Below are 23,530 nucleotides of genomic sequence, written 5' to 3'. Positions count from 1 at the left end.
AACATATCATTTGCCAATACAGAAACGCGAGAAAACCGCGTCGAGAATTTCCTCGACGTCAACCGCGCCGACAATCCGGCCGAGCGCACGGCTGGCGCGGCGCAACGCCTCGGCCTGAATCTCGAGCGCTTCGCCGCCAACCAGTATAGAGTCAATGCTTTCAATGGCTTGCTCCAGAGCGTGACGATGCCGTTCTCGCACGATCAGCGACGTCGCGCCGTCGCCTAGGCGCGCCCGGGCGCGCGTTTCAATCGCCGCCACCAGCGTCTGGAGCCCCTCGCCGCTCAAGGCGCAGACGCCTATCGCGCCTTCAAGCGCCGGCGTCAGATCAGTTTTGGTCGCGACGCGGATCGTCTCGACGTCGTGTTCCGGCGGCGCTTCCGCAGAATCCGAGAGCCACAGCGCCAGATCGGCGGTTTCGACCCGGGCGAGAGTCCGATCGACTCCGATCCGCTCGATCGCGTCGGCCGCCTCGCGCAGACCCGCCGTGTCGATCAATGTCACCGGCAAACCGCCAATATCCAGATGGGCTTCGATCATATCCCTCGTCGTGCCGGGAATCGGCGAGACGATCGCCAGATCGCGCCGCGTCAGCGCGTTGATCAGCGTCGACTTGCCGACATTCGGCCGCCCCAGGATCATGACAAGGAAGCCGTCGCGCATGCGCTCCGAGGCTGGCGCGAGCTGCAGCGCCGCGCGCATGTCCTCGGCAAGCGGCGAAAGCAGCGCGCTGAGCCGCGCCGGCGAAAACGCGCCGACGTCCGCCTCGTCGCTGAAATCGAGCTCGGCCTCAACAAGCGCGAGCGACTCCACCAGCGCCGCCCGCCAGGCCTCGACCTTCCGGCGCAACGCGCCGCCCGCCACCCGCAAAGCCTGCCGCCGCTGCGCCTCGGTTTGCGCGTCGATGAGATCGGCGAGCGCTTCCGCTTGAGAGAGATCGAGCTTGCCATTGGCGAAGCCGCGGCGCGCGAATTCGCCGGGTTCGGCAGGCCGCAAGCCGGGGAGCCGATGCAAAGCGGCGAGCGCGCCCTCGACGACCGCGCGGCCGCCATGAAGCTGCAGCTCGCCGTAATCTTCGCCCGTTGACGACGCGGGACCGGGAAAGAACAGCGCGAGCCCCCGATCAAGCATTTCCCCGGTCTGGGGATCACGCAGAATCGCAAAACTCGCCTGCCGCGGCTTGGGGAGCTTGCCGACGAGCGCCGCGAGCGCGCCGCCGGCCCCCGGCCCCGAAATCCGGATGACGGCGATCGCGGCGCGACCGGCGCCCGTTCCGAGCGCGAAGATCGTGTCGGTCACCGTCATCGGCCGGCGGCCTCTCGGCAGTCCGGCGCAGCTATGTAAATTCCCGATCGCCTGCTCCCGTTCAAGGGGTCGAGACCGAAAATGCTGCAGCGCACAAACGGCGGGCTCCGGTCGATGAACGCACAGGACACGCCGGCGTCGCGCTTCCGATCACGCGCAACGCCGACCGTCATCCACACATTGGCGAAATCCTTGAACATGCGCGCCGCTTATTTCCTTCGCCGCTGGCATTCGCAAGGCCGCTCCGGCACAAAGACATATGCGAACGCGAGCAATATGTCGCCGGCTCAACGGCGCGGACGCGGACCTCTTTCAAGCGTTGCGACTTGAGGGCTTTACATTGGAGCCCCGAGCCTTTCGCTTCGCGCCCGAAGATGAAGTCCATGTCCCGTCGGAGTCGGTCGCCGCCCGCCTTCAGCGCGACTTTGTCATCGGCGCATTCAACGAAGAAGACTCGCAATTGATTGGCGTTGGCGGACTCGCATGGAGCGACGGCGTGAAGACGCGCCACAAGGCGCTGCTCTACGGCATGTATGTGAAGGCCGCTGAGCGCGGATCTGGCGTCGCCGACGCGATCATGAAAAGACTGATCGACGAGGCGCGCGGCAGCGTCGAGATCGTCACGCTTACCGTCGTCTCGACGAATTTTCGCGCGCTGCGTTTCTACGAACGATGGGGATTTCGCGCCTATGGCGTTGAAGAGCGCTCAGCGAAAAACGACGACGGCGATTATCTCGACGAAACGCTGATGGCGCTGCGTTTCGTTGATGAGAATAGGCGACAAGACGAGAGCCGATGATTCGGCTCGAACGCTTATCGCCGTTACGTATTCATCGAATCGAAGAAGCCCAGATTGTTCTTCGTCTCGCGCAGCTTTCCGAGCAGGAATTCGATCGCGTCGACCGTGCCCATCGGATTGAGGATACGACGCAGCACGTACATCTTCTTGAGGATGTCGGGCGCGACGAGCAGCTCTTCCTTGCGGGTGCCGGAGCGGGTGATGTCCAGCGCCGGGAAAATCCGCTTGTCGGAAACCTTGCGGTCGAGAATGATCTCGCTGTTGCCGGTGCCCTTGAACTCTTCGAAGATGACTTCGTCCATGCGCGAACCCGTGTCGATCAAGGCTGTCGCGATGATCGTCAGCGACCCGCCTTCCTCGATATTGCGCGCCGCGCCGAAGAAGCGCTTGGGACGCTGCAGCGCGTTGGCGTCGACGCCGCCGGTCAGCACCTTGCCGGACGACGGCACGACGGTGTTGTAGGCGCGCCCGAGCCGCGTAATCGAATCGAGCAGGATCACCACGTCGCGGCCGTGTTCGACGAGACGCTTCGCCTTCTCGATCACCATTTCCGCGACCTGCACGTGACGCACCGCCGGCTCGTCGAAGGTCGAAGAGACGACCTCGCCCTTCACCGAACGCTGCATGTCGGTGACTTCCTCAGGCCGCTCGTCGATGAGCAGCACGATGAGATAGCACTCGGGATGATTGGTCGTGATCGACTGCGCGATATTCTGCAGGAGTACGGTCTTGCCGGTGCGCGGCGGCGCCACGACCAGCGCGCGCTGCCCTTTGCCGATCGGCGCGACGAGATCGATGATGCGCGACGAGAGATCCTTGCGGGTCGGATCTTCGATCTCGAGCTTGAGGCGCTCGTCCGGATAGAGCGGCGTGAGATTGTCGAAGGGCACCTTGTGGCGCACCTTCTCGGGATCTTCGAAATTGATGCTGTTGACTTTTAACAGCGCGAAATAGCGTTCGCCCTCTTTGGGGCTCCGGATCATGCCCTCGACCGTGTCGCCGGTGCGCAGGCCGAATTTTCGGATCTGCGAGGGCGAGACGTAAATGTCGTCGGGACCGGCGAGATAATTCGCGTCGGGCGACCGCAGGAAGCCAAAGCCGTCCTGCAGCACTTCGACGACGCCGACGCCGACGATTTCGACGTCGCGACTGGCGAATTGCTTCAGAATCGCGAAGAGGAGCTCCTGCTTACGCAGGAGCGAGGCGTTCTCGACTTCGTGCTCTTCGGCAAAAGCGAGGAGTTCGGCGGCGGACTTGGCTTTCAAGTCCGAAAGTTTAATTTCCCGCATTCAGGAGGAACCTTGGGTATTAGCTGGCGCGCAGGTGGAAACGAGCCGGAGAGAAGCGGTGGGGCGGGGGAGGCGGCCTTACCGGAGCGCCGGCAAAAATCCGGCGATGCCGCTATAAGCAGACACGGGCCTCAGAGGGATAGAGGTCACTTAGACAATTTCCAGACATGAATCAAGAGTTCCGTTAAAGCGGCCCTAACGCGCCAAACAGGGCCCCGCCCCCGGCGAACCCCGGCGAAACTTTACGATCCGCGCGGTGCGCATCTCTGCTGTCTGCACAGGCAAGATGAACGGCGTCGCTAAGCCGATCGCGCCCGACCGGGAGAAGATCGCCCCCGAGAGTCAGAACGGCTTGACGATCACCAGAATAACGACGCCAATCATCAGCACGGTCGGCAGTTCATTGAAGATGCGATAGTAGCGCGGCGAATGAACATTGGCGTTTGCCGCGAAACGGCGCATCAGCGCGCCGTCATGAATATGCGCGGCGGTCAGCAGCACGACGAGCGTCGCTTTCGCATGAAACCATCCTGACGAGAGAGCGCCGCCCTCAATGGCCAGATAGATGCCGCTCATCCAGGCGACGAGCATCGCCGGCGTCATGATGTAGCGATAGAGACGCCGCTCCATGATCTTGAACGTCTCAGAAAGCGTCCCCTCGCCCGCGCTGGCGTGGTAGACGAAAAGACGCGGCAGATAGAGAAGCCCCGCCATCCACGAGATGATGGCGATCACATGCAGCGCCTTGATCCAGACGTACATCGTCAGGCTCCCCGTCGCACGCGCGCGACAAGCCGCTCGACGTTTTCGATCGGCGTCTGTTGCAAGATGCCGTGACCCAGATTGAAGATATGCGGACGGCCTTCGAAGGCGGCGAGAATTGAATCGATTTCGCGGTCGAGCGCTTCTCCGCCGGCGACAAGCACGAGAGGATCGAGATTGCCTTGCAGCGGCACGTTCGATTCGGTTTGCGCGACGGCCCATGCGGGATCGAGCGCCGTATCGATGCCGTAAGCATCCGCGCCGATCGTCTGCGTGAGCTTGGGCAGATGCGCGTCAGCGCCGCGTATGAAGGCGATCACCGGCGTTTGCGAATGGCGCGCCTTGACGCCTTCAACGATCCGCCGCACCGGCTCCGCCGACCAGCGCTGAAATTCATTTGCCGGCAAGACGCCCGCCCAGCTGTCGAAGATCTGCACGACCTCGACGCCGGCCTCGATCTGGCGCGCAAGATAGTCGATCGACGCCTCAACGACGCGATCGATCAGCTGCGCGAAAGCGTCGGGATAACGATAGGCGAACAGACGCGCCGGCGCCTGATCGGGCGTGCCCTGCCCGGCGATCATATAGCTCACCACCGTGAACGGCGCCCCGCAAAAGCCGATGAACGCGACGTCCGAAGGCAGCGCCGTTTTCACAAGATCGATCGTCTCGAACACCGGCGAAAGATGCTCGATCTTAAACTGACCGAGCCGCTGCGCCTGCTCCGGCGTTTCAATCGGCTCCAACCGCGGACCCGAGCCGCTCTCGAAGGAAACCCGTTGGCCCATGGCGTCGGGCACCACAAGAATGTCGGAGAACAGAATCGCGGCGTCGAAGTGGAAGCGACGGATCGGCTGCAGCGTCACGTCGGCCGCCTTCTGCGGCGAATAGCAAAAATCGAGGAAGCTCTTCGTCGTCGCCCGAACGTCGCGATATTCGGGAAGATAGCGGCCCGCCTGCCGCATCAGCCACAGCGGCGGAACGCTTCGCGCTTCTCTGCGCAGAACCGAAAGAAGCGCCTTCTCGTCCGCCATCGCGTTCGCTCCGTCTGTCGTCCTCGACAAGCGGGGTAGCGCGAAACGCCATTAAAACAAAATTCATTTTAATAAGAATTGATTCTTCAGTTGTATCGCGTAGCGGACAAAAGTTAATTTTCATTAACCAGTCGCCCACAGGCGAGCTGCGAAGACCCGGTCGTGGGGGCCGTAGCGGGAAAAATTCAGACAGCGAATGGAATCATGGATGTATCGGTCGTTCTCGGCGCAAGCGATTGTGGATGGCCTGTGAATCCCTTCTGTACCGGCGTCGGCGGGAATCCGTTCGACAGGGCTTCTCCTGTTGAGCGTTTGGGGACTCTATGCCCGCTAACCGAAGCGGAGCATTTTTTGACCGCGCTTTATCCCCGCTCTTCGGCTTACGCGGGAGGGCTGTGGACATGACCGGCAAGTCAACATCGACCTTCTGGCGCGAATCGGCGCCGCTGATTCTCGCCTCCAAGAGCGCCGGCCGGCGGCAGGCGCTGCTGCATTCGGGCGTCCCTTTCGAGATAATTCCCGCGGATGTCGACGAACGGGCGATCGAATCGCGGCTTGACGGCGCCGACGCCGACGCGATCGCTTCAGCGCTGGCGCGCGCCAAGGCGCTCGCCATTTCCGCTGAAGGCCGGCTCGTGCTCGGCGCCGATCAGGTCGCAAGCTGCGAAGGCAGGATATTCGGAAAGCCAGCGGATATGCGGGAAGCCGAAGCGCTTCTGCGGTTCCTCTCCGGCCGCCGGCACCGCCTGCATTCGGCGATCGCTCTCGCGCGCGACGGCGCCGTGGTCTTTGCGACGGTCGGCATTGCCGACCTCACTATGCGCGCGCTGAGCGAAGACTTCATCGCCGCTTATCTGGCGGCGATCGGAGAGAATGCGCTGACGTCGGCCGGCGCCTATCAGATCGAAGGCCTGGGCGCGCAACTTTTCTCGAAGGTCGAAGGCGATTACTGGACCATCATGGGGCTTCCGCTGCTGGAGCTCCTCGAGGCGCTTCGGCGCCAGGGGGCGCTCCTCTCATGAGACAGCCAAAGATGCTGCGCGTGGGGCTGACCGGGTCGATCGGCATGGGCAAGTCGACGACGGCCGACATGTTTCGCGCCGAAGGCGTTGCGGTTCTCGATTCCGATCAGCTCGTGCATGATCTCTATAAAGGACCGGCGGCGGCCGAGATTGAGCGTGCGTTTCCCGGCGTCGTCGTCAATGGCGTCGTCGACCGTCGTCGGCTCGCCGCCCGCGTGCTTGACGATCCCGCGGCGCTCAAGCGCCTGGAAGCGATCGTGCATCCGATGGTGTGGGCGGCGCGCGACGCTCTGATCGAAGAACGTCGACATCAGGGCGACCACATCGTCGTCTTCGACATCCCGCTGTTGTTCGAAACAGGCGCCGAAAAGGATTTCGACGTCATTGTCGTCGTCACCGCGCCGGAAGATGTGCAAAAAGCGCGCGTTCTTGCCCGGGAAGGCATGACGGTTGAGAAATTCGCGTCCATTCTGTCGAAGCAGACGCCTGATTCAGAAAAGCGCGCCCGCGCCGATTTCGTGGTCCATACCGACCGGGGTCTGGACGCAGCGCGCCAAGAGGTGCGAAACATCGTGAAAGCGCTTGAAGCGCGGCTCGGGTGAAAAATGCGGGAGATCGTTCTCGACACTGAAACGACGGGGCTCGATCCCTCGAGCGGCCATCGCGTGGTCGAGATCGGCGCGGTCGAGATTTCCAATCTCATCCCGACAGGCAGGCATTTCCACTGCTACGTCGATCCACAGCGCGACATGCCGGACGAGGCCTTCCGGGTGCATGGCCTCTCGCGCGAATTTCTGGCGCAGCACAAGATCTTCAAGGAAATCGCCGCCGAATTTCTCGACTTTATCGAGGATGCGCCGCTGGTCATTCACAACGCCGAATTCGATACGCGCTTTCTCAACGCCGAATTCGCGCTCATGAATTTGCCGCCGCTCGGCGGCGCGCGCATCATCGACACGCTCGCCATGGCGCGCCGCCGCCACCCTGGCGGCCCCAATTCTCTCGACGCTTTGTGTCAGCGCTACGCGATCGATCACTCGCGGCGCGAGAAGCATGGCGCCCTGCTCGACGCCAATCTTCTCGCCGAGGTCTACGCCGAGCTTTGCGGCGGGCGGCAGTCGGCGCTGTCGCTTCAGACGGTTCACGCGGTGCGCATCGCCGCGTCGAACGATCTGCTGCTCAGCCGCCCCGAGCCGCTGGCGCCGCGGTTAAGCGCGGCCGAGGAGACGGCCCACCTTGCCTTCGTCGCGACGATCAAAGCGCCGATTTGGGATCGCTATCTCGCAAGCGACGAAGACGCGGCGCCGAGCGTCGCTGGCTAGAGCGCTTCCCGATCACATGGAATCATGTGATCGACAAGGAATCGCTCAAAAGAAAAATGTTGGAGCAGGTTTTCTCATCGAAAAAGTCTGCCAACTTTTTCGGAACCTGCTCTAATTGCCCTGAGTAGCGCTTTGGACGCCCGCTTCGGCGGCCTTTTGCTGATAGAGCGCGACGAAGTCGATCGGATCGATATAGAGCGGCGGATAGCCGCCCTTGCTCGTGGCGTCGGCCACAAGTTGGCGCACGAAGGGAAACAGCATGCGCGGGCATTCGATCATCACGATCGGATGCACCTGCTCTTCGGGAATGTTCATCAGTCGGAACACGCCGCCATATTCAAGGTCGAGCTTGAAGAGGAGTCCGTCTCCCTCGCCGGCCTTGCAGTCGAGCATCAGACTGACTTCGAAGTCGGTCGGCGCCAACTGCTTGGCGTTGACGTTGACCTGAATCGAGATGTTTGGCGCCTTCTCCTGCGCGCCGAGCGAGCGCGGCGCATTGGGATTCTCGAAGGAGAAATCCTTCAGATATTGAGCGAGCGAATTGAGGGCCGGAGCGCCGCCCGGCGCTCCTTGCGCGCCGTTGCCATTGGTGTCGGTCATGTAGGATCTCCAGCAAAGCCGTTGTCATGAGAATTCGCGCCCGCCTAACACGTCTGTCAGAAGCGAACAAGGCGCGCCCCCGGTTCTACTTCGCGGCGCTTCGGCGCGCTCTGCGCGCTTCGCGTCGCCATTCGCGCGGGTCGAGGTCGATGATTCGCGGGTCTGCGTCGCTGGACCGCGCCCGCAGCCGCCGCGCCAGGCTCTGCCGCACGGACGGGGACTTCAGCGCCAGCCCGACAAAATCCGAGGCGAAGCCCGGGAGAATGAGCAGGATCGAGGCGAGCGCCTGCAACGCCCCGTCAAGCATGGCCCCGTCGAGCATGGCGGAGCTTTCGCCTTTCGCCTTGGCGGCCAATCCGGCGCGGACAAAATCGAGGAGGCGCCGCACGTCGGAGAGGCCAAGCAGCGAAGCGCCGATGGCGAGCGCAATCGCCGCGAGAAGCCCGACAGCGCGGACGACGAGCGCGAAACACAGAATCTCGAGCACGATCCATGTTGCGAGGACGGCGCCGACAAGCTTAGATTTCACCGAATCATCCGATCTTTGTGGTCCTTCGTCGCCCGCGGCGATACGCCCGCCCCTTGATTCGTGACATGTACGAAGCGACATGATAGCCGACGACAAATTTATTCGGGAGTTGCCAATGCCGGCCTCCGGCGATCTCTTCGATCCCAGCCTTATCGTTTTCGCAGCGCTCGCGGTTTTCGTCATCTGGAAACTGCGCTCGGTGCTCGGAATGCGGGTGGATCGCGATACGCCGCCCCCGGCGCGCTTCGCGCCGCGCGGTCCGGCCCCGGCGGCAGTCGCCGCGGCGCCTGGCGTCGCGCCGATCGCTGAAGCGCCGTCGCGCCCAACTGGCGCCGATCGCTGGGAGGGCGTGGCCGAGAAAGGCGTCGCCTCCGCCTGGAGCGGCCTCGACGCCGTGGCGGCGTCGGACCCCAATTTCGACGGCAAATCCTTCGTCAGCGGCGCGCGCCGCGCCTATGAACTCATCGTCACGGCCTTCGCCAAGGGCGACCGGGAAACCTTGAAGCCGCTGCTGGCGCAGGACGTCTTCGACGGGTTTTCGGCGGAGATCACCCGGCGTGAGCAGCAGGGCGAAAGCATGGAGACTGCCGTGGTCGCGATCGACTCGGCGACGGTCGACGCCGCCCGCGCCATCGGCGGCCGCAACGAGGTGACGGTGCGTTTCGTCGTTCGGCTGATGAGCGTGCGGCGTGACCAGGCCGGCGAAACCATCGACGGCGGGCAGACCCGCAAGGTCGTCGAGCGCTGGACCTTCGCGCGCGATGCAAAGGCGAATGATCCCAATTGGAAACTCGTCGCGACGCAAACCGAAGACTGAGCATGTCGCGGAATGCGCCGCCGTTTTCCGCCTCCGATCTGCTGCAAAAGATAGAATTTGAAGAGATCGACGGCTTTGCGGCCGACGATCTCGCCGCCGCATTCGACGCCTTCCGACGCTCCGCCGAGATCATCGGCGCCAAGGCGCAAGAGCAACGTAGCGCCGTCGCGCCGCCCTCCTCGCTCCTCGCCGCCGCGCGCGCGGCGCTCGGCGCCATCGATCATCCTGGCCGCTTCTTTCAGGACTGGTTTCGCCCTCACGCCATCAAGGCGCAAGGATTCGTGACCGCCTATTACGAGGTGGAGGTCGACGCCAGATTGGCGCCCGAGCCGGGCTTCACGACTCCGGTCCTGTCGCGTCCGCGCGATCTCGTCACTTTGAACGAATCGCCGCTCTCGCTGCCCTCCGGCGAGACGCTGACCAGCGCGCGACGGCAGGCCGATGGCGCGCTCGTGCCCTATCCCGATCGCCGCGCGATCGAAGAAGAAGGCGCGGCGCCGAGCGCGCATCCTCTCGCCTATGTTCGCGACCCAGTCGAACTGTTCCTCATCCAGGTGCAGGGTTCGGCGCGGTTGCGGCTGCCCGGCGGCGGCGTCATGGCGCTGACCTATGCGGGGCGCAACGGCTGGCCCTATACGTCCGTGGGCCGGCTGATGATTGAGCGTGGGCTCGTCAAGAAAGCCGAGATGTCGCTCGATCTGATGAAGGAGATGTTGCGGCGGCTCGGAGTTGCTCCCGGCGAAGCGGGTCGCCGGCTGATGCAGGAGAATCGCTCCTATGTGTTCTTCGAGATCGATGCGTCCGAGCGGCGCCGGATCGGCCCGATCGGCGGGCAGGGCGCGCCGCTGACGCCGTTCCGGTCGATCGCCGTCGACCGCTCGATCTGGTGCTACGGCCTGCCGTTCTGGATTGCGGCGCGAATTCCATGGCAAGGAGAGGCGGAAACGCCATTTCGTCGACTGATGATCGCGCAGGACACCGGATCTGCCATAATTGGTCCTGCGCGCGCCGATCTTTTTTTCGGCGCGGGCGAAGCGGCGGGCCGGCGCGCCGGCGACATCCGGCACGCCGCCGAAATGATCGTGTTGCTGCCGAAGGATGTTGGGGACGATCCGTGAGCGAGGAGAATTCCCGCCGATATGCGCGCCGGCTGTCGCAGGCCGAAGCCGAGCTTTGGATGGTTGCGACGGCTGACGTTCGACCTGCTCGGGCGCGTCCAAAAAAGCACGTGTCGCCCACGCCGGCGGCCGAAGGCCCCGCGCCCTTGCCGCCTTCGGGGCCTTCGGTGGCCTGCGATCGCCCAATGGCGCCGAAGCCTCCGCCGCGGCCGATCGACATCGACCCGCGCACCTTCGTGAAGATCAAGCGCGGCCGGATTGAAGTCGACGCCAAGCTCGATCTTCACGGCCTCCGGCAGGCGGAGGCGCAGCGCTCGCTAACGGCCTTCCTGCGCAGATGTCAGGCGAATGGCGCGCGAATCGCGATCATCGTGACGGGCAAGGGTCTGACGCGGGATGAAGGCGGCGTGCTGCGGCGCGTCGTGCCGATGTGGCTCGAAGCGCCGAATCTGCGCGACGTTGTCGTCGGATTTGGCGAAGCCGCCCGCCATCACGGCGGCGAAGGCGCGCTCTATGTGCGCATCCGCCGCGCCGATCGTGGGCGCTAAACCTACTGCCCGGCCGCGCCCGAGACCTCGGCCGCAGGCAGCGCCACGGGTTCGGCGGGACGGGTCAAAAAGGCGGCCGGAATGTTGGGCTTGCCTTCTTCGGTCAGATGTTGCGCGGAGTCCGGCGGCGGCTTCCATTCGAAGGCGTCGAGCCGGCCGGTGACCGGCGACATCGGCAGCCAATTCTTGGAGACGACGCCATCGGCGATCCAGACAGGATCGCGCGGCGCGCGCGATCCGCGGGCGAGCCATTCGCGCACCGGACCTGACGGTCCCTGCTCTCCATCTTCGATCTCCGCCATCATCAGACAGGTGTGCGCGGTCGGATGACGGCCGGCGGCGATCAGCGGCGCGAGCGCGTCGCGGGCCTTGGCGAAATCGCGCGCCGACAGTGCGACCTCCGCGACGATATGCCGGCTCTCCGGCGCGTTGGGGGCGGCGCGGGCGAGCCTCTCCACCCGCGCGAGCTTCGTCGTATTCGATTCTCCCGACAGCGCCTCGAGATAGGTGGCGGCGAGGTCAGGATGCGGCTTCGTCGCCCAGACCGTTTCGATCAGCTTCAGCGACTGCTTCTGGTCGCCATGGCGGGCAAGCACTCGCGCCGCGGCGACGGCGGCTGGCGCGAAGCCCGGCCGGCGCTTCAACGCCTGGCGTGCGAGATGGAGCGCGTCATGGGGATGGTCGCGCTCCTTCTCCATCGCCATGGCGGTTTCCATCACGGCGCGAAGGTTCTGCGCCGTCGGCGCGTCGATCGCCTTGGCGGTAAAACTGGCCTCGATCGCTTCGCGCGCCTTCTGCCAGTCGCCTTGCGCGGCGAGATGTTCGAGCATCGCGGCGCCCGCCCAGGGCACTGGCGCGATGTCATGCGCCTCCTTGGCGAAATGATGCGCCGCGTCGGCGTCCTCGCGTCGGCGCGCCTCGATGTGCAGCCCGCGCAAGCCGAGCAGCTTTGTCTCCGGCTTCAACGTCATTTTGTGGAAGGTCTCTTCCGCAACCCGCCGATCGCCGGCGAGCTGCGCCGCCTGGGCTTTCAAAACCTGTGTGAGCGGCTCGCTCGGCAGCAGCCGTTCGGCGACATGCGCGGCCTTGCGGGCGCGGGCGGCGTCGCCGGAGCCGACGGCGATGAATCCCTGCGAAAGCGCGTCGAATCCCTTGTCCCGGCGCTTCGTCCGCGACCCGCCGCTCCAGCGGCCAGGCAGCCGCAGCAGCGCCATGGCGATCGCCCAGAGGACGACCGTCGCGGCGATGACCAGCAGCAGACCCGCCACCGCCACCGGTATCGACGCTTCGAACTGATAGCCGGCGAAATCCAGCGTCAGCGACCCGGGCTGTTCGATCAGCCATTCGAGGCCATAGGCGACCGCGGCAAGCGCGATAATGAAGAACAAGAGAAACAGCATGGCGATGGATCCCGCTTACTCTTTCGTTGCGCCGAGCGCGGCGATCGCGCCATGCAGCAGATCGTCGGCCGCCCGTCCTGCGTCGACGCGGGCGCGCAAGGTCGCGCCGAAGTCTTTGGCTTCGTTCTGGGCCGCTTCGGGGAGCGCCGCGAAAACGGCGCTCGCCTGAGCGAGATCGCCATGGGCGAGCGCCGCTTCGATGTGAGCGACTTTTTCTTCCACCGTCTGAGCCTCGGTCGTCGGCGCTTGACCGGAGGGACGAACGCGCACGAGTTTGCTGGCGCCCTTCATCAGATGCTCTGTAAGATCGCCGGAGGCGCCGCTCTCAAGCGCGTGGATGCGCTTGGCGGCCGGCGCGAAGTCCGCCTTCAGTTGCGCCGCGGTCGGCGCGCCCTTTTCCGCGAATGGCGAGAGGGCCGCCAACGCGGCAGGATCGGTGCCGAGCCGCGTCAGCACCTTCGTCTCGACAGCATAGGGCCGGCCCGACTCCAACTCGCGTTGAAGCGCATAGGCGACGACGACGATCGCCGCCGGTCCGTCCGGAGTTTTGGCCGCCGTGGCCTCTGGCGCCGCGCGCGTCTCGCCCTTCGCAGACTCGAGGCGCTCACGCAGCGCCTTAGTCTCATTCCCGAGTTCGTCAATGCGGCCTTCAAGCGCCGTCACCTGCTCGTTGGCGGTTAGCGCCCCGGGTTCACCCTGTTCGGCGGTAGCGACGGGAGCCGGGCTCGCCTTCCCCGCCGCTTCGGCGGTGGTCTTCGCGGCGTTGGCGGCGGCCTCGGCGACGCGCAAGGCGCGTTGCGCGAGCTCTTCGGCCGAATCGACGCGGCTCTGCAACGCTGCGACCGCTGCTTTTTGCGATTCGATCGCCGTCTTCTGCGATTCCATAGCGGCGTTAGGCGCTGGCGTGGGCGGCGCCAGCGGCGTCGGTTCGACCGCCGGTTCGGCGGATTTCACGGGCGCCGTGGAGGGCGGGGGTGTGGTGGAGGGCCGGGGCGCTTCCGCGACGGTCGTGGCAGGCTCGCTTGGCGGGGTTTCGAGCGGGAGCGTCGTCGTCTGCGTCGGTTCGGTCTCGCCGATGAGCGAACGGACCCGGTCCTTCAACTCGCCTAAGGCGCCGCTCGCCTGATCCACATAAGGCTGGGCATAGTCCGCGACGATCTTCAGCCGCTCGTCCCGGTCCTTGAACGCGATCGACGCATAAAGAGCTGCGCCCGCGAGGAGCACGAGCAGCAGCAATGTCGCCGCCAGGGGGCCAAAGAAGGAGCGCCGCTTGCGTCTGACCGGCGGCGGAGGCGGCGGGTCAGACGGCGATACTGCAAAATCGATGGGCGCTTCCGAAGGTTCGACGCGCTTCGGTTCTTCGTCGTTCGGCAAGACCATTGGCTCATCCTTGCTGTCCCGCATCCTTATAGTTGATGCGTTCGGCGCCCGCAAAACAGGCGGCCCTCAGCCTGACGCCTCGACAAGCTGCAACGTGCGGCGCGCAATGTCGAGATGCAGACGTTCGACCATCTTCCCGTCGATCTGCACCACGCCCTTGTCCGCGTTGTCCGGCTCGTCGAACACGGCGATGATGCGGCGGGCGAAATCGACCTCCTCGGCGCTCGGCGCGAAAATTTCATTCACCGGACCGATCTGGCCTGGATGAATGAGCATTTTCCCGTCGAAGCCGAAGTCGCGCCCCTGCTCCGCCTCGCGGCGAAGGCCGTCGAGATCATTGAAGTCGTTGTAAATCCCGTCGATGATCTCGATGTTGTGGACCCGCGCCGCAAGCACGCCGGCCGAAAGCCAGGACAACAGCGCCGGCCGTCCGGGCGTGAGCCGCGCGCGCGTCGATTTGGCGATGTCATTGGGGCCAAGCACCAGGACCTCGAGACGCGAAGCCCGATCGTCCGCGGCGCTGGCGATTTTTTCGATGTCCAGGACGGACCGGGGCGTCTCGATCATCGCCCAGAGGCGCGTCTTATACGGGGCGCCTGCGGCGACGAGATCGGCGGCCGCCTTCAAAATCTCGTCGCGTGAACTGACCTTGGGAATGACGATGCCGTCTGGGCCGAGCGGCGCGATGGCGGCGATGTCGGGCTTATACCACTCGGAGCCGCGGGCGTTGACGCGCACGACGAGTTGCCGCGCGCCATAGCCGCCGCCGGCCACCGCCGCCGCGACCTGCGCGCGCGCCGTCGCCTTGGCGGATTCCGCGACCCCGTCTTCAAGTTCGAACATCAGGACGTCGGCGGCGAGCGTCTTGCCCTTCTCCAGCGCTCGGGCGTTCGAGCCCGGCATCGCCAGCACGCTGCGCTTTAGTCGGGAAATCATTCAAAACTCCAGCATCGAAACGAACCGGCCTGCTCTTGACCCCGCCGCGTGATCTACACAATAACCCCGGGGTCCGCCATCCGCTTGGCCAAGGCGAACTTAGCCAAGGTGGACCTGGCCGAGGCGGACCTGGCCGAGGCGCGCGAAGGGAACGATAAATGGCGGATCACGAGCAGTCGTTCGGCGCGGCCGGTCTGCCGGAAACGCTCATTGAGGGCTATGAGTCCTTCATTCGCGGGCGTTTCCTGGCTGATCACGACCGATTCGAAGAGTTGGCGGTCAGGGGCCAGACGCCCAAAACGATGATCATCAGCTGCTGCGATTCGCGCGTCGCGCCCGAGACCATCTTCAGCGCCGGCCCCGGCGAACTTTTCGTCTTGCGCAACGTCGCGGCGCTGGTGCCGCCTTACGAGCCCGACGATCATTATCACGGCGCTTCCGCGGCGCTGGAATACGCCGTCATGGCCCTAAAGGTTTCAGACCTCGTGGTGCTCGGCCATGGGCAATGCGGCGGAGTGCGCGCCTATGCGGAAATCGCCGCGGATCCCGACGCGCCGCGGCTGAGCCACAGCGACTTTATCGGCGACTGGATCAAAATGCTTGGCCCCGCGGCTGATCGCCTGGGCGTTCGGCCTAATCCCAAGGACGCCGACTATGTGGAGCGCCTGGAGTTCGAGTCGGTGAGGCAGACGCTGCGCAACTTGCGCTCCTTTCCCATGATCCAGGTGCTCGAACATCACCGGCATCTGCGGCTGCACGGCGCCTTGTTTCGAATCATGGACGGGCGATTGTTGCTGCTCGACGAATCGACCGGGACTTTTAATCCCGTCTGCGACGGAGCCTACGCCGCCGCGTTCGCCGAGGCGCGCTTTTGACGGCGGGCGCCTCGGCAGACCGCGGCCGCATTCCGTTCATCGCCGGCCTGCGCGACATCGCCAACGGATATGACGCGATTCTGTGCGACGGCTGGGGCGTGCTGATTGACGGCCGGCGCCACTTCCCGGAAGCCGCTGAGGCCTTGCGGCGCTTCCGCGCGCAAGGCGGGATTGTCGTGCTGATCACCAACGCCTCGCGCCCGGACGAAGAAGTGCGCCGCCAGCTCCTCGGCCTTGGCGTGCCGCAGGACTGTTTCGACGATCTCCTCTCGGCGGGGGAGCTTGCGCTGCGCGAGATCGTCGCGCGCGCCGGACAGGCGGTCTACCACCTGGGCCCCGCACGCGACGACGGTCTGTTCCGGGCGGCCGCGCGGCGTCTCGGCGCGCCGATCATGCGCGTCGGGCCGCAAGCCGCCGATTACATCGTCTGCACCGGCCTCTTTGACGAGCGCAACGAAACGCCCTCGGACTATGACGAACAGCTCGCGGCGTTGAAGGCGCGCGACCTGACGATGCTGTGCGCCAATCCCGATATTGTCGTCGCCATCGGCAATGATCTCGTCTACTGCGCCGGCGCCATCGCCGAACGCTATGCGGCGATCGGCGGCCGCGTTCTGACCTTCGGCAAGCCCCACGCCCCGATCTACGCCGCCGCCCTGGAGCGGCTCAAGAATTTGCGCGGCGGCGAAGTCGACAAGGCGCGCACGCTGGCGATCGGCGACGGCGCCTTCACCGACCTTTCCGGCGCGGGCCGCGCCGGGCTCGACTGCCTCTTCATCATCCATGGCGTGCATCGCGCCGAGCTGCATCCCGGCGGCGGCGCGCTTGACGAAGCGGCGCTCGAATCGCTCTTCGCGCGCGCCGGGGCTCGTCCCAAGGCTTTGGCTCGCGAGCTTTTCTGGTAAAAGGGGGCTGCACAGGCCTCATCTGCGGTCACGATCCGCAACACAACTTTCCGGTGGCTCCATGTCGACGCCGTTCAAAATCTACTATTTCGAGGATCTGAGCGTCGGCATGCGCGAGACGCTGATGAAGGCGGTGATGGACGACGACGTCATCGCCTTCGCCGATCTTTCCGGCGACCGCAATCCGATTCATCTTTCGGATCACTTCGCCTCGAAGACGCGCTTTGGCGAGCGCATCGTGCATGGCCTTTATACGGCCTCGCTCATTTCGACGGTCATCGGCATGTATCTGCCTGGCCCCGGCGCGGTCTATCTGTCGCAGACGCTGAATTTTCGCGCGCCGGTGAAGATCGGCGACGTCATCACCGTCATTGTCGAAGTGGTGGAGCTGATCGAAAAAGGCCGGCGCGCCAAACTCAAATGCGAATGTCTCGTCGACGGCAAGGTCGTGCTCGACGGCGAGGCCTTCGTCATGGTGCCGAGCCGCGAGCAGGCGATCCGCGCCGCAACGCCAGCGCCAGCAGAGGTGAAGCCGGCCTCAGCTTAGATCTTCCGGCCCGGGCCGTGTCCGCCTCCTTCATCTTTGCGCGCGACCCTCAAGCGCCGCCGCCTGGACTGGAAGGCGCGGTCGCGGCGGTGGGCAATTTCGACGGGTTGCACAGAGGCCACCGCGGCGTCATCGCTCGGGCCCAGGCGCTCGCCGCGAAACTCTCGCGTCCCTGCATTCTGCTGACCTTCGAGCCCCATCCGGCGGATTTTTTCGCGGGGCGGACGGTGATCTTTCGTCTCACGCCGCCCGACGCAAAGGCGGCGCAGGCGGCGCGGCTCGGCCTCGACGGGATCGTCGTGCTCACCTTCGACAAGGACTTCGCGCAGAGCCCGGCGCGCGTCTTCACGCAAGAGATCCTGCACAAGCGCCTGCAGCTTTCGGCGGTCGTCGCGGGCTATGATTTTCGCTTTGGCGCCGGCCGCGAAGGCGGACCGGAGTTCCTGCGCGCCGAAGGCGAACGGCTTGGGATGATCGTGGAGATCGTCGACCGCATCACCCAGGACGAAGAGGGCAGCTTAGAGGCCGTCTCCTCGACAGCGACGCGGGAAGCGCTGGAACGCGGCGACGCGGCGCTGGCCCGCCGGCTTCTCGGCCACCCTTATTTCATTCGCGGCGTCGTGCGCCACGGCGACAAACGCGGGCGCGCGCTCGGCTTTCCGACCGCCAATATCGCGCTCGATCCCGCCAATCGGCTCAAGCACGGGATCTACGCGGTGACGATCGAGGTCGATGGGAAGGTTCATCAGGGCGTCGCCAGCTTCGGACGCCGGCCGACCTTTGACAATGGCGCGCCGCTGCTTGAAGTCTTCCTCTTCGATTTCGATGGCGACCTCTACGGCAAGCAGGTGGAAGTGGCCTTCTACGGCTTCATACGGGCCGAAGCGAAATTCGACAGCGTCGAGGCGCTCGTCGAAAGAATGCGCGTCGACGTCGAAGAGGCGCGAAGACGATTGGCCGAAAGCGGCGCTTTGAGCCGGGCGAATGATCTGTTGCCATAAGTTGCGCGCGATCTAGCTTGGAGACATCGTCCTCGACAGGAGGGAGCCGTTATGAACGAAGAGCCCAAGGGACGGGTCGAAATCATCTTGCCGGGCGAGGAGACGGACGCCTCGCGGATCTGGGTCGCGACGGGCGCCGGTCGCGTCAAGGTCGTCAAGCTCTCGCCATGGCAGAGCCTGATGGTCACCGCGGCGCTGCTGTTGTTGCTCTTCATCGGGTTCACGCTGTTGTCCGGCGCATTTCTGGTGTTGCTGGTCATCGCCGTTGTGGCGGGAGGCTTCGCTTATCTCGCCGGACTGCTCGGGCTGAGGCGACCCCGCTAGGGGCGCCGGCCGTCTTTTCCCGTTCGGTCTGCGCTGCTATTAAGGACCAGATGCCTTTCCTGAGCGCCCTTCGAATTACCGGACCCTGCGCTTGGAGCTAAGGCTCGCGCAGGGTCCGGGTGCGGCGCGATTGGCGCTCTTCCTAGAAATCCTCTAATCAGCGCGCAATAGCGGCGCTTATGGCGCCTGCGTCCGCCCCAGCCGGTTTTCACGACGATGAACGACGACAGCCCGAAAGGGCCCGACTATTCGAAAAGCCTCTATCTGCCGGTCACGGATTTTCCGATGCGCGCCGGCCTGCCGCAGCGCGAGCCGGAAATCCTCAAGCGCTGGCAGACCATCGGCCTGGAGCAAAAAATGCGCGAATCGGGCGAAGGTCGTCCGAAATTCACGCTCCATGACGGCCCGCCCTACGCCAACGGCAATATTCATATTGGCCATGCGCTCAATAAGATCCTCAAGGATCTGGTGACGCGCAGCCAGCGCATGACCGGCAAGGACTGCGTCTATGTGCCGGGCTGGGACTGCCATGGCCTGCCGATCGAATGGAAGATCGAGGAGGAGAATTATCGGGCCAAGGGCAAGCAGAAGCCGGACTTCACTGATCCAGACGCGATGATCGCCTTCCGGCGCGAATGCCGCGCCTATGCGGAACATTGGCTCGGCGTTCAGCGCGAGGAGTTCAAGCGCTTAGGGGTCGCCGGCGATTGGGGCCATCCCTATTCGACGATGGCTTTTCCGGCGGAAGCGACGATCGCGCGCGAGATCATGAAATTCGCCGCGAACGGCCTGCTCTATCGCGGCTCGAAGCCGGTGATGTGGAGCGTCGTCGAAAAGACCGCGCTCGCCGAAGCCGAAGTCGAATATGAGGATTATACGAGCGATCAGGTCTGGGTGGCGTTTCCGATCCCGCGGGGCGCCGAGGGCGAACTGAGCGACGCGCGCATCATCATCTGGACGACGACGCCCTGGACGCTTCCCGGCAATCGCGCGATCTCCTTCTCCTCGAAGATCGACTACGGCCTCTATCACGTCACCCATGCGCCCGCAGGCAACTGGGCGCTTCCGGGCGCAACCTTCGTCATCGCCGACAAGCTTGCGAGCGAGGCGTTCAAGGCGGCGAAGGTCGATGGCTACGAGCGTTTGCACGACGTGCCCGCCGCGATGCTCGCCGAACTGATTTGCGCGCATCCGCTGGCGCATCTTGGCTATGATTTCGACGTGCCGCTGTTTGATGGCGAGCATGTCACCGACGACACGGGCACCGGCTTCGTGCACACCGCGCCGGGCCACGGCCGCGAGGACTTCGACATCTGGATGGCGAACGCGCGCGCGTTGCAGGCGCGCGCCATCGATTCGCGCATTCCCTATACGGTCGACGAGGACGGCTTCTACACGAAGGACGCGCCGGGCTTTGAAGGCAAGCGCGTCATCACCGACAAGGGCGAGAAGGGCGACGCCAACGAAGCTGTGATCGCCGCGCTGGTTCAGGCCGGCAATCTCGTCGCGCGCGGAAAATTGAAGCACCAATATCCGCATTCATGGCGCTCGAAGAAGCCGGTGATCTTCCGCAACACGCCGCAATGGTTCATCGCGATGGATAAATCCATCGCCTCTGGGTCCATCGCGATGGACCGGCCATTCTCTCAATCGAACCCTCATCCTGAGGAGGCGCGCAGCGCCGTCTCGAAGGACGAGGGTTCGGCGGCCGCATCCTTCGAGACGCGCGCTTCGCATGCTCCTCAGGATGAGGTTCGTGGAAATCGATCGACGCTCCGCGAGATTGCGCTCGAAGAGATCGCCCGCACGACATGGACTCCGGCGGCGGGAGAGAACCGTATCCGGGGGATGATTCAGAATCGTCCCGATTGGGTCGTCTCGCGCCAGCGCGCCTGGGGCGTGCCAATCGCCGTCTTCGTCAAGAAGGGGACGCATGAGCCGCTTGTCGACGCGCGCGTCAACGCCCGCATTATCGAGGCTTTTGAAAAGGAAGGCGCCGACGCCTGGTATGAAGCGAAGGCCGCCGAGCGTTTTCTTTCGCCCGATTACAAGGCGGAGGATTACGAGAAGATCTCCGACGTTCTCGACGTCTGGTTCGATTCAGGCTCGACCCACGCCTTCACGCTCGAAGACCCGCAGCATTTTCCGATGCTCGCCGGCATCCGCCGCAAGCGCGACGGCGGCGAAGACGAGATCATGTATCTTGAAGGCTCCGATCAGCATCGCGGCTGGTTTCATTCCTCGCTCCTCGAAAGCTGCGGCACGCGCGGCCGCGCGCCCTACGACGCCGTGCTGACGCATGGCTTCGTGCTGGACGAGCGGGGGCGCAAAATGTCGAAGTCGCTCGGCAATGTCGTCGCGCCGCAAAAAATCATCGCCGATTCCGGCGCCGACATCATGCGGCTCTGGGTCGCGGCGTCGGATTATGCCGACGATCTGCGCGTCGGACCCGAAATCCTCAAAACCTTCGTCGAGCTTTATCGCAAGCTGCGCAACACAACCCGCTGGATGATCGGCGCGCTGGCGCATTATCAGCCAAATGACGATGCGGCGATGCGCGAGGCGGGAGAACTCGAACGTCTCATGCTGCATCGTCTGCATCAGCTCGACGAGTCGATCCGCGCGTCCTATGCGGCATACGACTACAAGCGCGTCGTCGCGCTGCTCACCCATTTCATGACGAGCGAGCTGTCGGCTTTTTACTTCGACGTGCGCAAGGACGCGCTCTATTGCGATCCGCCCTCGAGCGTCAAACGCAAGGCGGCGCTCGCGACCATCGATCGCATCTTCCGCAGCGTCACGACATGGCTCGCGCCGATTCTCGTCTTCACCGCCGAGGAGGCGTGGCTTTCGCGTTTTCCGAACGCGCAGTCCGTGCATCTCGAGCATTTTCCGACCATTCCCGACGCATGGCGCGACGACGCGCTTGCAGCCAAATGGGAGAAAATTCGCAAGATCCGCTCGGTCGTCACCGGGGCGCTCGAAATCGAGCGCGCGCAAAAGCGCATCGGCTCTTCGTTAGAGGCGGCGCCGATCGTCTACATCGCGGACGAGTCGTTGCGCGCGGCGTTGGAGGGCGTCGATCTCGCCGAAATCTGCATCGCCTCGGATATTCGCGTCTTGCCGGGAGAAGCGCCGATGGACGCCTTCCGCCTGCCGGAAGCGCCGGGGGTCGGCGTGGTTTCGCAACGCGCCGCCGGCGTCAAATGCGCCCGCTCGTGGAAATATTTCGATCCCGCGACGGCGGACTTGGATTATCCCGACGTGACGCCGCGCGACGCACAGGCGTTGCGCGAGCTTGTCGCGCTCGGCCGCTGGAGCGCTTTGTGATCCTGGCAAGAGAGACATTGCGCCGACCCGTCGCCCCCTCCCTGTCCCTCCCCCGCTCTCGCAAATCGGGTGTTCCAGATTTGCGCATCGACTCCGAAGTCGGCGACAGCCGACTTCGGATGGGAGAGGGGACGCAAGCGATCGGCGGCGCGCGCGTTCCTTGTCGCGACCCGAGCCTGAATCCCTCTCCCGCGCAGCGGAAGAGGGTTGGGGTGGGGGTTACGCCTAAGTGAACGTTCTTCTCGCATTTCTCGCCAATACGATCGTCAATTTCGTCATCGGCCTCACGGTGGCGAAATTTCTCGGCCCCGAGGAATATGGCCGCTTCGCGCTCGCCTTCTCTATCGCGGTGGTCGTGCAGACGGCGCTCTATGATTGGCTGCGTCTTTCGGCGACGCGCTTTTACTCAAAGCGCACGCGCAACAAAGAGCCGGTGGTGCGCTCGACGCTCGACGCGGCCTTCATCGGCGTCACGCTCTTCCTCACATTGGCCACGGGCATTTATGCGCTTGCCGGGCCGCCGCTCGACTTCGAAACCAATCTCATTCTGCTTGCGCTGCTGACGTCGGTGGCCAATGGGCTTTTCGATTATTGTACCGCTTTGGTGCGCGCGCGTTTTCATGACCACGCCTATGTGCGCCTCATGCTCGTCAAGAATGCGCTGTCGCTTGTCCTGATTGGCGGCGGCGCCTTTATTTTTCACTCGGCTGCGGTGGCGCTCGCTGGCGGCGTCGCGAGCCTGTTCGGCACGGTCATTCTCGGACGTCGCGCGCTGCTCGATCCCGGCGCCGACATTCGCGCCGCTTCGAGTCAGAATGCGCGTGCGCTTGCGGCCTATAGCGCGCCGATCGTGACCGCGCATCTTCTCTATCAGGCGATGCCGCTTGTGGCGCGCTCCATCGTGGCAAGCGTCTTCGGTTTCGCCGAAACCGGCCAGTTCGCGCTGGCCTATGATCTTGGCGTGCGTGCGGTGCAGGCGCTCGGCTCGGCGCTCGACGTGCTCTTGTTTCAGATCGCCGTCGCCGCGCATGAACTCCACGGCGTCGACCGCGCCAAGGAGCAAGTCGCGCGCAACATGGGCATCGTCGTCGCCTTTTTACTGCCGGCGTGCGCCGGCCTCTGGTTCGTCATGCCGTCGATCGAAGCGCTCATCGTGCCGGCGCAATATCGCGGTCCCTTCGGCCATTACCTCGGCCTGCTGCTTCCGGGACTTTTCGCGATGGGCGTCATTCTGTTCGGCGTCAATCCCGTCTTTCAGATCGAAAAGAAGACGGCGCCATTGATGGTCGCGGCGCTTGCCGCGGTCGCCTTCGGCCTGGCGCTGCTCGTGATCCTGCCCTGGGGCGAGGACGCTTCCAATCTCGCGATCGCGCAAGCCGGCGCCTACATCGCGGCGCTTGTGGCGACGGTCTATTTCGCACTGCGCACGCAGCCGGTCTGGCCGTCGTTCTGGGACATGTTCGCTGCGCTTGTGGCGACGGGCGCAATGTCGCTCGCGCTCACGCCCTTGCGCGAGATGAGTCCGGGCATTCTCGCGCTCATCGCTCAGATCCTGGCCGGAGCGGTCGTTTACGGGCTGCTGACCGTCGCCTTCGACATCGCCGGGCTGGGCGTGCTCGCGACGACGTGGCTCGATCGGCGGTTCGCGCGGTCGTGACGCGGCTCGTCGGCGTCGCCATATGTTAGG

At 64.4% G+C, this 23,530-nt stretch carries 24 protein-coding genes; 14 read left to right on the top strand and 10 right to left on the bottom strand.

The window, feature by feature from the left end; genetic code table 11:
* Positions 1-6 precede the first annotated feature (6 nt).
* A complete protein-coding gene (mnmE, locus tag IYW40_RS08185; RefSeq protein ID WP_196400195.1) occupies positions 7-1,305 on the bottom strand; it encodes a tRNA uridine-5-carboxymethylaminomethyl(34) synthesis GTPase MnmE in 1,299 nt (432 codons plus the stop codon).
* Complete coding sequence (locus IYW40_RS08180) at positions 1,302-1,505, bottom strand: hypothetical protein (RefSeq protein ID WP_175093803.1); 204 nt, start codon at positions 1,503-1,505, stop codon at positions 1,302-1,304. Before IYW40_RS08180 ends, mnmE begins: the two co-directional genes overlap by 4 nt.
* A 140-nt stretch (positions 1,506-1,645) precedes the next feature.
* On the opposite strand from IYW40_RS08180, the gene IYW40_RS08175 reads away from it, so the two are divergent.
* Positions 1,646-2,104 carry a GNAT family N-acetyltransferase gene (locus IYW40_RS08175; RefSeq protein ID WP_246720719.1) on the top strand — a complete coding sequence of 153 codons (459 nt, stop codon included), beginning with the start codon at positions 1,646-1,648 and terminating at the stop codon, positions 2,102-2,104.
* A 23-nt stretch (positions 2,105-2,127) separates the two neighbouring features.
* Here IYW40_RS08175 and rho read toward each other — a convergent pair whose 3' ends face one another.
* From rho to hemE, 3 genes are all read right to left on the bottom strand, one after another.
* Positions 2,128-3,393 (bottom strand): transcription termination factor Rho, encoded by a 1,266-nt coding sequence (gene rho / locus IYW40_RS08170; RefSeq protein WP_018406432.1) that lies wholly within the window; start codon positions 3,391-3,393, stop codon positions 2,128-2,130.
* 342 nt (positions 3,394-3,735) lie between these two features.
* The gene (hemJ, locus tag IYW40_RS08165) at positions 3,736-4,155 is read right to left on the bottom strand and encodes a protoporphyrinogen oxidase HemJ (protein ID WP_196400193.1); all 420 of its coding nucleotides are present in this window, start codon (positions 4,153-4,155) and stop codon (positions 3,736-3,738) included.
* A 2-nt stretch (positions 4,156-4,157) separates the two neighbouring features.
* Positions 4,158-5,189, bottom strand: coding sequence for a uroporphyrinogen decarboxylase (hemE, locus tag IYW40_RS08160; protein WP_196400192.1), 1,032 nt, complete (start codon positions 5,187-5,189; stop codon positions 4,158-4,160).
* 395 nt (positions 5,190-5,584) lie between these two features.
* Between hemE and IYW40_RS08155 the strand changes: the two genes are divergently transcribed.
* From IYW40_RS08155 to dnaQ, 3 genes are read left to right on the top strand one after another with little or no spacing between them, the layout of a single operon-like run.
* Positions 5,585-6,211, top strand: a complete 627-nt coding sequence (locus IYW40_RS08155; RefSeq protein WP_348644256.1) for a Maf family protein — start codon at positions 5,585-5,587, stop codon at positions 6,209-6,211.
* A gap of 11 nt (positions 6,212-6,222) precedes the next feature.
* Positions 6,223-6,813 carry a dephospho-CoA kinase gene (gene coaE, locus IYW40_RS08150; RefSeq protein WP_196400331.1) on the top strand — a complete coding sequence of 197 codons (591 nt, stop codon included), beginning with the start codon at positions 6,223-6,225 and terminating at the stop codon, positions 6,811-6,813.
* 3 nt (positions 6,814-6,816) lie between these two features.
* Entirely contained in the window at positions 6,817-7,533 is a 717-nt protein-coding gene (dnaQ, locus tag IYW40_RS08145; protein WP_196400190.1) for a DNA polymerase III subunit epsilon, read from the top strand.
* Positions 7,534-7,644: 111 nt separating this feature from the next.
* On the opposite strand, the gene secB is transcribed toward dnaQ, so the two are convergent.
* A complete protein-coding gene (gene secB / locus IYW40_RS08140; RefSeq protein ID WP_196400189.1) occupies positions 7,645-8,133 on the bottom strand; it encodes a protein-export chaperone SecB in 489 nt (162 codons plus the stop codon).
* Positions 8,134-8,218: 85 nt separating this feature from the next.
* Entirely contained in the window at positions 8,219-8,662 is a 444-nt protein-coding gene (locus IYW40_RS08135) for an FxsA family protein (RefSeq protein WP_196400188.1), read from the bottom strand.
* Positions 8,663-8,777: 115 nt separating this feature from the next.
* Between IYW40_RS08135 and IYW40_RS08130 the strand changes: the two genes are divergently transcribed.
* The 3 genes from IYW40_RS08130 (at position 8,778) to IYW40_RS08120 (ending at position 11,145) form a co-directional block, all read left to right on the top strand.
* A complete protein-coding gene (locus IYW40_RS08130; protein WP_196400187.1) occupies positions 8,778-9,479 on the top strand; it encodes a Tim44/TimA family putative adaptor protein in 702 nt (233 codons plus the stop codon).
* A gap of 2 nt (positions 9,480-9,481) precedes the next feature.
* Complete coding sequence (locus IYW40_RS08125; protein ID WP_196400186.1) at positions 9,482-10,597, top strand: MltA domain-containing protein; 1,116 nt, start codon at positions 9,482-9,484, stop codon at positions 10,595-10,597.
* A gap of 185 nt (positions 10,598-10,782) precedes the next feature.
* On the top strand, positions 10,783-11,145 hold the full coding sequence (locus IYW40_RS08120; RefSeq protein WP_246720718.1) for a Smr/MutS family protein: 363 nt from the start codon (positions 10,783-10,785) through the stop codon (positions 11,143-11,145).
* Positions 11,146-11,147: 2 nt separating this feature from the next.
* On the opposite strand, the gene IYW40_RS08115 is transcribed toward IYW40_RS08120, so the two are convergent.
* The 3 genes from IYW40_RS08115 to IYW40_RS08105 form a co-directional block, all read right to left on the bottom strand.
* Positions 11,148-12,545, bottom strand: a complete 1,398-nt coding sequence (locus IYW40_RS08115; RefSeq protein WP_196400184.1) for a heme biosynthesis HemY N-terminal domain-containing protein — start codon at positions 12,543-12,545, stop codon at positions 11,148-11,150.
* A gap of 15 nt (positions 12,546-12,560) precedes the next feature.
* Positions 12,561-13,925: a hypothetical protein gene (locus IYW40_RS08110; RefSeq protein WP_196400183.1), complete on the bottom strand. Its 1,365-nt coding sequence runs from the start codon at positions 13,923-13,925 to the stop codon at positions 12,561-12,563.
* 66 nt (positions 13,926-13,991) lie between these two features.
* Positions 13,992-14,861, bottom strand: a complete 870-nt coding sequence (locus IYW40_RS08105) for a CoA ester lyase (RefSeq protein ID WP_123174468.1) — start codon at positions 14,859-14,861, stop codon at positions 13,992-13,994.
* 158 nt (positions 14,862-15,019) lie between these two features.
* Here IYW40_RS08105 and IYW40_RS08100 point away from each other — a divergent pair, with 158 nt between their 5' ends.
* The 7 genes from IYW40_RS08100 to IYW40_RS08070 all read left to right on the top strand — a co-directional run bounded on the left by IYW40_RS08100 (position 15,020) and on the right by IYW40_RS08070 (position 23,500).
* The gene (locus IYW40_RS08100; RefSeq protein ID WP_196400182.1) at positions 15,020-15,736 is read left to right on the top strand and encodes a carbonic anhydrase; all 717 of its coding nucleotides are present in this window, start codon (positions 15,020-15,022) and stop codon (positions 15,734-15,736) included.
* Positions 15,733-16,641 (top strand): TIGR01459 family HAD-type hydrolase, encoded by a 909-nt coding sequence (locus IYW40_RS08095; RefSeq protein WP_196400181.1) that lies wholly within the window; start codon positions 15,733-15,735, stop codon positions 16,639-16,641. The genes IYW40_RS08100 and IYW40_RS08095 overlap by 4 nt, the downstream gene beginning before the upstream one ends.
* Before the next feature lie 61 nt (positions 16,642-16,702).
* Complete coding sequence (locus IYW40_RS08090) at positions 16,703-17,188, top strand: MaoC family dehydratase (RefSeq protein ID WP_123174465.1); 486 nt, start codon at positions 16,703-16,705, stop codon at positions 17,186-17,188.
* Positions 17,189-17,205: 17 nt separating this feature from the next.
* Positions 17,206-18,189, top strand: a complete 984-nt coding sequence (locus IYW40_RS08085) for a bifunctional riboflavin kinase/FAD synthetase (protein ID WP_196400180.1) — start codon at positions 17,206-17,208, stop codon at positions 18,187-18,189.
* A gap of 51 nt (positions 18,190-18,240) precedes the next feature.
* Positions 18,241-18,513, top strand: a complete 273-nt coding sequence (locus IYW40_RS08080; RefSeq protein WP_175093820.1) for a hypothetical protein — start codon at positions 18,241-18,243, stop codon at positions 18,511-18,513.
* A gap of 216 nt (positions 18,514-18,729) precedes the next feature.
* Positions 18,730-21,843: an isoleucine--tRNA ligase gene (gene ileS / locus IYW40_RS08075; protein ID WP_196400179.1), complete on the top strand. Its 3,114-nt coding sequence runs from the start codon at positions 18,730-18,732 to the stop codon at positions 21,841-21,843.
* Between the two features lie 229 nt (positions 21,844-22,072).
* Positions 22,073-23,500, top strand: coding sequence for a lipopolysaccharide biosynthesis protein (locus IYW40_RS08070; protein WP_196400178.1), 1,428 nt, complete (start codon positions 22,073-22,075; stop codon positions 23,498-23,500).
* Positions 23,501-23,530 lie beyond the last annotated feature (30 nt).

The organism is Methylocystis sp. H4A, from assembly GCF_015709545.1.
In the GTDB taxonomy this organism is placed as follows: domain Bacteria; phylum Pseudomonadota; class Alphaproteobacteria; order Rhizobiales; family Beijerinckiaceae; genus Methylocystis; species Methylocystis silviterrae.
This window is presented reverse-complemented; position numbering and strand designations above follow the sequence as displayed.